The sequence below is a fragment of the Bacillus sp. LL01 genome, from assembly GCF_001037965.1.
Genome location: NZ_LFEL01000197.1, coordinates 1 through 3,899 on the forward strand (window position 1 = coordinate 1; position 3,899 = coordinate 3,899).

At 39.2% G+C, this 3,899-nt stretch carries 6 protein-coding genes; all 6 read left to right on the plus strand.

What is annotated here, in order from left to right; all coding sequences use genetic code 11:
* The coding region (locus tag AB685_RS27800) for an NIL domain-containing protein (protein ID WP_047973843.1) at positions 1–358 on the plus strand (358 nt) is incomplete at its 5' end.
* Positions 351–1,019: a methionine ABC transporter permease gene (locus tag AB685_RS27805; protein WP_047973844.1), complete on the plus strand. Its 669-nt coding sequence runs from the start codon at positions 351–353 to the stop codon at positions 1,017–1,019. The genes AB685_RS27800 and AB685_RS27805, both read left to right, overlap by 8 nt.
* 13 nt (positions 1,020–1,032) lie before the next feature.
* Positions 1,033–1,890 (plus strand): MetQ/NlpA family ABC transporter substrate-binding protein, encoded by an 858-nt coding sequence (locus AB685_RS27810; protein WP_047973845.1) that lies wholly within the window; start codon positions 1,033–1,035, stop codon positions 1,888–1,890.
* 100 nt (positions 1,891–1,990) lie between these two features.
* The gene (locus tag AB685_RS27815) at positions 1,991–2,371 is read left to right on the plus strand and encodes a carboxymuconolactone decarboxylase family protein (RefSeq protein WP_047973846.1); all 381 of its coding nucleotides are present in this window, start codon (positions 1,991–1,993) and stop codon (positions 2,369–2,371) included.
* A gap of 207 nt (positions 2,372–2,578) precedes the next feature.
* On the plus strand, positions 2,579–2,728 hold the full coding sequence (locus AB685_RS31885; protein ID WP_198530607.1) for a hypothetical protein: 150 nt from the start codon (positions 2,579–2,581) through the stop codon (positions 2,726–2,728).
* A gap of 222 nt (positions 2,729–2,950) precedes the next feature.
* Positions 2,951–3,742 carry a Fe-S cluster assembly ATPase SufC gene (sufC, locus tag AB685_RS27820; RefSeq protein ID WP_047973847.1) on the plus strand — a complete coding sequence of 264 codons (792 nt, stop codon included), beginning with the start codon at positions 2,951–2,953 and terminating at the stop codon, positions 3,740–3,742.
* The last annotated feature ends 157 nt before the right edge of the window (positions 3,743–3,899 follow it).

Sequence of the window (3,899 nt, forward strand, 5' to 3'; positions counted from 1 at the left end):
TCCGGTGCTTGATGTTTTCCGTAAGCCAAAAGAAGAAATGACAAAAGAGTTTGTAAAACAGATTACGGAACCTGAGGAAACGACCGATGCGATAAAGCAAATGTTAGCAGATCACCCAGAAGGACATATCGTTCAATTAACATTTGTAGGAGAAGAAGCAGAGAGTCCATTGATTACTCAGCTCATCCGTACGTTTGATGTGGAAGTCAATATTGTTCAAGGGAAAATTACCAAGATTCATGAAGGGTCATACGGAACATTATTTGTTGCCTTAAATGGCCAAAAAGAAGAAGTGGAACGTGCCATTGCCTTTATCCAAAGCAAGAAAGTGGAAGTGGAGGTGATCACGTATGCTTGATCAATTTTTAGCTGATGTAAAATGGGATCGTCTGTGGGATGCTACACTTGAGACCATTTACATGACATCCATCTCTGTATTAGCGACATTTATTATAGGGATTATTCTAGGACTGGTTTTATATTTAACAAGCAAAGGTAACCTTTGGGAAAATACATTGGTCAATGGGATTACCAGTTTTATTGTAAATATTTTCAGATCGATTCCATTTATTATTCTGATCGTATTACTCATTCCATTTACACGAGCATTAACGGGTTCGATGCTAGGTGCAAATGCAGCCCTACCAGCTCTGATTATTGGAGCTGCACCTTTTTATGCACGTATGGTTGAGATTGCCCTTCGCGAAATTGATAAAGGAGTGATTGAAGCTTCTCAATCAATGGGGGCAAGCAATTGGACAATCATTCGAAAAGTATTAATTCCAGAATCCTTACCAGCCCTTATTTCTGGTATTACAGTTACAGCGATTGCTTTAGTCAGTTACACAGCGATGGCCGGTGTCATTGGAGCTGGTGGTCTTGGTCACTTCGCTTATTTAGAAGGGTTCCAACGAAACAATAGTCAAATTACTTTAGTAGCAACGATCGCTATTCTATTGGTAGTATTTGTTATTCAATGGATGGGTGATTATTTTACAAATAAAACAGATAAAAGGTAGGGGGAAAAGAAAGATGAAAAAGTTTTTAAGCGTAGTAGCTGCTGCAGCATTATCGGTATCACTTGTAGCATGTGGTGGTGCAGAGGAAGAAACAACTGAAGGAGATGCTGGAGAAGATGCAGCAGAAGGTGAATCATCAACATTAGTAGTGGGGGCTTCTGCTGTTCCACATGCAGAAATCCTAGAAGCGGCACAACCATTGCTTGCTGAAGAAGGAATTGATCTTAAAGTACAAGTATTCCAAGATTATATTTTACCAAACCAAACATTGCGTGATGGAGATATCGATGTGAACTACTTCCAAACGCCTGGTTACCTAGATATGCAAATTGAAGAAAATGATTATGATTTCGTTAGCGTGGGCGCTATTCATGCTGAACCAATTGGTGTGTATTCACAAGAGTACACAAGCTTAGATGAACTTCCTGAAGGTGCAACCATCATTATGAGTGATTCCATTAGTGATCACGGTCGAATCCTTCCGATTTTTGAGCGTGCTGGCTTAATTGAGTTAGACGTCGAAGAAGGTCAATTAGCAACAATTGAAGATATTTCATCAAACCCTAAAAACCTTCAATTTGGATCAACTCAAGTGGAAGCACGTATGCTTGCTCCTTCATTTGAAAGTGGCGAAGGTGATGCAGTGGTGATTAACACGAACTATGCACTTGAAGGCGGAGTAGATATTGAGCAATATGGAATTGCTTTTGAAGACGAAGAGGTTCTTCAGCCAAACTTAATCGTTGTTCGCTCTGAAGACCAAGATCGCCCTGAGGTACAGAAGCTTGTTCAGGTTTTACAATCGCAAGAAATTCAAGACTTCATTAATGAAGAGTATGATGGTGCGGTTATTCCATTAACAGAAGAATAAAACAGTTAAGAGTGCCCTTTGGGTGCTCTTTTTTRTATAAATGAACGCTTTGATTCGAATACTACCATTGAAATGGAATCAACTTAAGGAGGGATTGTAGATGGATCAACAACAACAATCAAGTGCCATTCAAATGGCGCTACATGAGTATAAAGAAGGTTTAGGGCACTTCACTGAAAAAATGCCTGACATTGCAAAGAAATACAATGCGTTCACTGAGGCTTGTTTTGCCAAAGGAAAGCTTTCGCAAAAAGAAAAGCAAATGATTGCGTTAGGTATTAGTGTGTTTGCTCAAGATGAATACTGCATAATTTATCATACAAAAGGCTGTCTGGATCAAGGGTGCACAGAAGATGAGATCTTAGAAGCAGTAGGTGTGACTGCGGCTTTTGGTGGTGGAGCTGCGATGAGTCAGGCTGTAACCCTTGTGCAAGAAGCGATGACCGACCTTGGTGGCAAAGGTAGTAAAATGCAGCAATAATTGGGATGAGCTGAAAAATGACGTAATCCGGAGTTATCGTAATGGTAAGTTTTCTGACAATGGCGTAGGTGAACTGAATCCCATTTAAGGGGTCATAAGCTCTTTTTTGCACTTTGGTCAATTAAAGCGATCATGTTAAGATACGTGTATCAAAAGAGAAGGGATTGATTAACTATCCAATCATTAGACGCTGCGTATACGAGTGATATGGAAAAAGCAATGCATTCTGCACATGGAATAGGTTATGCTGAATACAACCGAAGTCTAGACAAAAGAATGGAAATTGAAAAAGCTCGTGAGGAAGATTACAAACGCTGCAACCAGATTGCGAAAGAATTCAATCAACATCACGCATAAAACAGAAGAATACAAATTAAATAAGGAGAGTGGTACCAAATAGGTGCCACTCTCTTTCTGTATAAATCATTCTATTATATAATGAAGAGATGACAGTCTTGTTACCTTGAACTTACGTTGGATTTGTTATAAGATTGTAATGAGAAYAGATTGAGAATAATTCGATATAAATCGAAATCACACTGCTTTTAGATAAAGCAAGATAAATTGGAGGTCATAGAGATGTCAGCACCATTCTTAAAAATCGAGAACTTACACGTTTCAATTGAAGGAAAGGAAATTCTTAAAGACTTCAGTATTGAAATTAACGGTGGAGAAATTCACGCGATCATGGGACCAAATGGTACAGGTAAATCAACACTAGCATCTGCAATCATGGGACACCCTAAATATGAAATCACAAGTGGATCTGTAACAATGAACGGTGAAGATGTACTTGAAATGGAAGTGGATGAGCGTGCACAAGCTGGTCTATTCCTAGCAATGCAATACCCTTCTGAAATTRGCGGTATTACGAATGCAGATTTCTTACGCTCTGCTATTAATGCAGGTCGTGAAGAGGGCGAAGAACTTTCATTAATGAAATTTATCCGTAAGCTAGATGAGAAAATGGATCTTCTTGAAATGGATCAACAGTTTGCACAACGTTACCTGAACGAAGGATTCTCTGGTGGAGAGAAGAAACGTAATGAAATTCTTCAACTAATGATGCTTGAGCCGAAACTTGCAATCCTTGATGAGATCGATTCTGGTCTTGATATTGATGCACTTAAAGTTGTATCTAAAGGTGTAAATGCTATGCGCGGTTCTGAATTTGGTTGCTTAATCATTACTCACTACCAACGTCTACTTGATTACATCAAGCCTGATAAAGTACACGTTATGATGCAAGGTCGTATCGTTAAATCTGGTGGTTCTGAGTTAGCTCAACGTCTTGAGGCAGAAGGTTACGACTGGATTAAAGAAGAGCTTGGCATTGAAGATGAGCGTGTGAACGTAAACCAAGAAGCTTAAGTCTAGTTTCATCTGTACGATCAAGAATTGATGCAAATCAGTGAATCAACAGTAAAGGGTGGGTATGTATGTCAATCGAGACAAAAGTAACGTTCGATAAAGAACAAATTCAAGCATTCTCGGATGGACGCAATGAGCCAACATGGCTTAAAGACAT

What these genes read in the sequence shown, in the direction of transcription:
- AB685_RS27805 (WP_047973844.1), top strand. Translation starts at nt 351, where the DNA reads ATGCTTGATCAATTTTTAGCTGATGTAAAATGGGATCGTCTGTGGGAT.
- AB685_RS27810 (WP_047973845.1), top strand. Translation starts at nt 1,033, where the DNA reads ATGAAAAAGTTTTTAAGCGTAGTAGCTGCTGCAGCATTATCGGTATCA.
- AB685_RS27815 (WP_047973846.1), top strand. Translation starts at nt 1,991, where the DNA reads ATGGATCAACAACAACAATCAAGTGCCATTCAAATGGCGCTACATGAG.
- AB685_RS31885 (WP_198530607.1), top strand. Translation starts at nt 2,579, where the DNA reads ATGGAAAAAGCAATGCATTCTGCACATGGAATAGGTTATGCTGAATAC.